This window comes from Oleiagrimonas sp. (genome assembly GCF_027858935.1).
Taxonomy (GTDB): Bacteria; Pseudomonadota; Gammaproteobacteria; order Xanthomonadales; family Rhodanobacteraceae; genus Oleiagrimonas.
This window is the reverse complement of record NZ_JAQIBU010000276.1, coordinates 1-4,447: the sequence shown is the minus strand read 5'-3', so window position 1 is coordinate 4,447 and position 4,447 is coordinate 1. Positions and strand designations below refer to the sequence as shown.

The 4,447-nt window shown below is 66.0% G+C and carries 3 protein-coding genes; 1 reads left to right on the top strand and 2 read right to left on the bottom strand.

The features are described from left to right. Nucleotides 1–2,904 (top strand): hypothetical protein (locus PF446_RS10320; protein WP_298071340.1); only part of this gene is annotated, 2,904 nt, incomplete at its 5' end. Nucleotides 2,905–2,962: 58 nt separating this feature from the next. Here PF446_RS10320 and PF446_RS10315 read toward each other — a convergent pair. Beyond that, complete coding sequence (locus PF446_RS10315; protein ID WP_298071339.1) at nucleotides 2,963–3,613, bottom strand: MOSC domain-containing protein; 651 nt, start codon at nucleotides 3,611–3,613, stop codon at nucleotides 2,963–2,965. 16 nt (nucleotides 3,614–3,629) lie between these two features. Beyond that, nucleotides 3,630–3,998 carry a DUF6404 family protein gene (locus tag PF446_RS10310; protein ID WP_298071338.1) on the bottom strand — a complete coding sequence of 123 codons (369 nt, stop codon included), beginning with the start codon at nucleotides 3,996–3,998 and terminating at the stop codon, nucleotides 3,630–3,632. Between the last annotated feature and the right edge of the window lie 449 nt (nucleotides 3,999–4,447).

Here is a 4,447-nt window from a genome sequence, read left to right as displayed (position 1 = left end):
GCCAGCGCGTCCATCGGTGCCATCGCGGTGTCACGCTCCAACCCCAGCGTGGTCTGGGTGGGTACGGGCGAGCCCAACATCCGCAACGACATCATGGACGGAGCCGGCGTCTACCGCTCCACCGACGCCGGCAAGACCTTCAAGCGCATGGGCCTGAAGCACGTCGGCCAGATCGGCAAGATCATCGTCGATCCGCACAATCCGGACCATGTGGTGGTCGCGGCGGTCGGTCATGCCTGGGGCCCCAATCCCGAGCGTGGCGTGTACATGACCACCGACGGCGGACAGACATGGCACAAGACGCTGTTCGTCAACAGCACCACGGGTGCGATCGATCTGGCCATGGCGCCGGGCAACCCGGAAGTGCTGTTCGCGGCCACATGGCAGGTGGTGCGCCATCCGTGGAACCTGGTCGACGGCGGCAAGGGCAGCGGGCTGTGGCGCTCGCTCGACGGCGGCAAGACCTGGACGCACCTGACCGATCACGGCCTGCCCAAAGGGCCGCTGGGTCGGATCGCTGTGGCCACAGCGCCCAGCGACGCCCAGCGGGTGTATGCGCTGATCGAAACCAAGCCGGGCAAGGGCCTGCTGTTCGTCTCGAACGATCTGGGCGATCACTGGAATGAAGTCAGCGACAACCACGCGCTGGACGTGCGGCCGTTCTATTTCTCGCGTCTGGAGGTGTCGCCGGTGGATGCCGACAAGGTCTATTTCCTGTCTTTCCACCTGATGGTCTCGGACGATGGCGGCAAGACCGCGCATGTGCTGGACAAATCGGTGCACGTGGACCATCACGCACTGTGGATCGACCCGACAAATCCGAAACGCATGTTGCAGGGCAACGACGGCGGGGCTTATCTCAGTCAGAACGGCGGCAAGAGCTGGCGTTTCCTCGACGGCATGCCGATCGAACAGGACTACATGGTCGCCGCGGACAACCACACGCCGGCCATGCTGTGCGCCGGGCTGCAGGACAACAGCGGCTGGTGCGGGCCGTCCAGCTCCCTGGCCGACCATGTCGTCGGTGGCGCGGACTGGTTCAACGTGATCGGCGGCGACGGCGAGTATGTGGTGCCGGCGCCCTCGGATCCGAACCTGATCTACGCCGATGCCGAGGACGGCGCCAGCGTGCTGTTCCATCGCGACAGCAAGCGCAGCGACTTCATCATGCCGTACCTGCACAGTCCGGTCTTCGTCAACGATATCCCGACCACCCAGGAAAAGTACCGCTTCAACTGGACCAGCCCGATCGCGGTCGATCCACAGCATCCGAAGACCGTCTACATCGGCGCCAACCACGTGCTCAAGTCCACGGATGGCGGCCAGCACTGGCAGTCGATCAGCCCCGACCTGACGCGCAACGACAAAGCCAAGCAGGCGCTCTCCGGCGGCCCGGTGAATCTGGACCTGTCCGGTGCCGAAACCTATGACACGGTGCTCTCGCTGACCCTTGCCCCGTCCGACAGCAAGGTGCTCTGGGCCGGCACCGATGACGGCCTGGTGCAGGTCACCCGCGATGGGGGCGCGCACTGGTCGAACGTGACGCCTTCGGGGGCACCCAAGTGGGCGCGCGTGTACCAGATTGGCGTGTCGGCAACCCAGCCGGGCACGGCCTACGTCGGCTTCGACGCGCATATGTCCGACGACCGCCATGCCTATGTCTACCGCACCGACGATTACGGCCACAGCTGGCACCGTATCGATCGCGGACTGCCCGAGGCGCCGGTGTTCGTGGTGCGCGAGGATCCGCAGCATCCGGACGTGCTGGTCGCCGGAAACGACCTGGGCGCCTATGTCTCGCGCGACAACGGGGGGCACTGGGTGCGCCTGGGCGCGCACCTGCCGACCGTGCCGGTGGTGGACGTGAAGTTCGTGCAGGGCGATCTGGTGCTGGCCACGCACGGGCGCGGCATCTTCGTGCTGGATCACTTTGCACCGGTGGCCGAGTACAGCAAGGCCATCGCCAGCCAGCCGCTGCATCTGTTCACGCCGGGCGTTGGAACCGAGTTCGTCCGCTGGTCGCGCGGCGAGGGTGCCGAACCCAGCTACACGGCGCCCAACGCGCCGGACGGCGTACTGGTGGACTTCGCCGTGCCCAAGGCCATCAAGGCCGGCAAGAAAGCCGATCATGGCGCGGTGACCGTGACCGTCAAGGATGCCGGCGGGCACGTGATCGCGACCCGCTACACCAACGCCAAGGCGGGCGTGAACCGCTACGTCTGGAACATGCGTTACGACGGCGCGACCCGGCTGGATTTCGAGAAGAACAAGCACGACCAGCACGATGGCAACAACGCGCACGGACCGCAGGTGCTGCCGGGGACCTACCAGGTCACGTTGGCTGCGGGTGGGCATACCGCCACCGAATCGGTGCAGGTCCGCGCCGATCCCAACCAGGCGCCGGCGATGGCCGCGAAAAAGGTGGCCCTGCAGCATGCCCTGCATGCGCGCAACGAACTCAGTGCGATCGATGAGGTGCTCAACCGGGTCACGGCGATGCAGGCCACCCTGCAAACCTTCGAGCACAGCGCGGGCGACCAGCCGCGGTACGCCACGGCCGTGAAACAGGCCAGGGCCCTGGGCAAGAAACTCGGCGCATTCAAGGACGGGATCTACAACCCCAAGGTGCAGCACGGGGTTACGGAGGACGAACTGCACCAGCTCACGGACCTGCATGGTGCCGCCGAGGTCCTGAGTGGCGCCTATGGTCTGAACGGCCAGATGCCTCCGCCCCAGCTGCTCCAGACACAACAGCAGATCGACGCCCGGGTCCAGGACACGCTGCAGCGCTTCAACGCCCTTGAGGCCGGTGACGTCGCCGCCTACAACAAGGTCGGCTACGCCGCAGGTGCCCCCACGCTGATGGTTGGCGGTCCGGTCAAGGTCGAGCCGGTCACGATGTAATCCCGCGCCGCCGGTGGCGTTCATCCACCGGCGGCATTCCCGGCGCGCGGTCGCGATGCTAGACCGTCAGTCGCTGGCGCAGGTGCCGGCGCCATTCCGCGGACAGCGCGGGTACCTCCAGTGCCTGTCGCATCAGTTGTTCGGCCTGTTGCTCCCGGGGATTCAGGTAGGCCTGAAACAGGGGGCGGATCGCGACCCGTCGCGGTTCCCGCGCGATCAGATGCACCGTGTCGCCCGCTTCGATCATGCCTTCCCGCAGCACGCGCAGGTAGACGCCCGGCCATGCGTAGTCCGCAAACAGGCGCGGCATGGCCGGCTCGTCCAGGCGCAGGCCGAGTTTGAAACAGGGGACGCGGGGCTGGGTGATCTCGAACTCGGCACTGCCGGTGCGCAGCCGGTCACCGAGGCACAGCACGGACTCATCCAGGCCGGCGATGGTGAGGTTTTCGCCGAATGCGCCGTAGTCCAGCCGCTGGCGCTGCAATACGCCGCGCCAGTAGTCGTAGCGCTCCAGCGCGTAGGCATAGACCGCCTTGTCCGCGCCACCATGGTGCTTGAGGTCGGCCTGGCCGTCGCCTTCCAGGTTGCCCATCCCCACGCGGACCGGGCCCATCACCGGATGCTTGAAGATCCCGGTGCGAATGCGCTGGTCGCCGTGCCGAACCTCGGCCGGCCGACCTGTATTCACACCCACCAGACGCATGCTCATGGATGCATCGCCACCGTCACGAGGGCCTTTGCGCATTGTCGCCGGTGTACTGCGACCACGCGGGCAGGTCGAGCGAGCGTGCGACCTTGCGCAAGTACCAGGCCATGCCCAGGCCGAACAGCAGTCCGGCGAGGAAGGCCGCGCCAAGTGCCACGGGGATCGACATGTTCTTCCAGATGAACACCCACATGAACAGGCCCCACACGGCACCGAAGTAGGTACCGAAGAACACGACATTGACCCGGAACGGTGCGAACAGTGGGGGTTCGATATTGAACCCCATGCGCCAGGCCAGTCGGTGGATCGGCGGCGAAATGGACGAGCGCTTGAGGCCCAGCGAAGCCAGGTGATGTTGCATGCGCTCGAGCTTGTGCGGATCGATCATGAAGGTTCCCGATGTTGAGCGTGGAGACGCGACAACGGTCGTGTCGATGCGCTGACCGGGCCTTCCCGGCAGCCTGAAGCAAGGAGCAGCTGCGCAAACGCGTGCAGAGGATCTGCGGCGGGCTCCCTGGTCATCTTCGAGTAGATCCAGATCCTCTGCAATCGGACCCGTCAGCACGAGGGCTTCAGCCCCGAGGCCGACCAGGCCACGGGGTGAGGCTCCCAAGTGCATCGATCGTGGAGCGTGCGGCATCACGATGGCGTAGCGTGGGCTGCATCGGTATCAGGCCGATACGGGTGGCGGCAGCGCTTGCGTTTGCGGCTTGTCGCTGTGGTGGTCGGTGGAAAGCAGCAGGTAGAAGGCGGGCACCACGAACAGGGTGAACAGCGTGCCGATGGCCATGCCGGTGGAGATCACCAGGCCCATGTTGAAGCGTCCCGCGGCGCCGG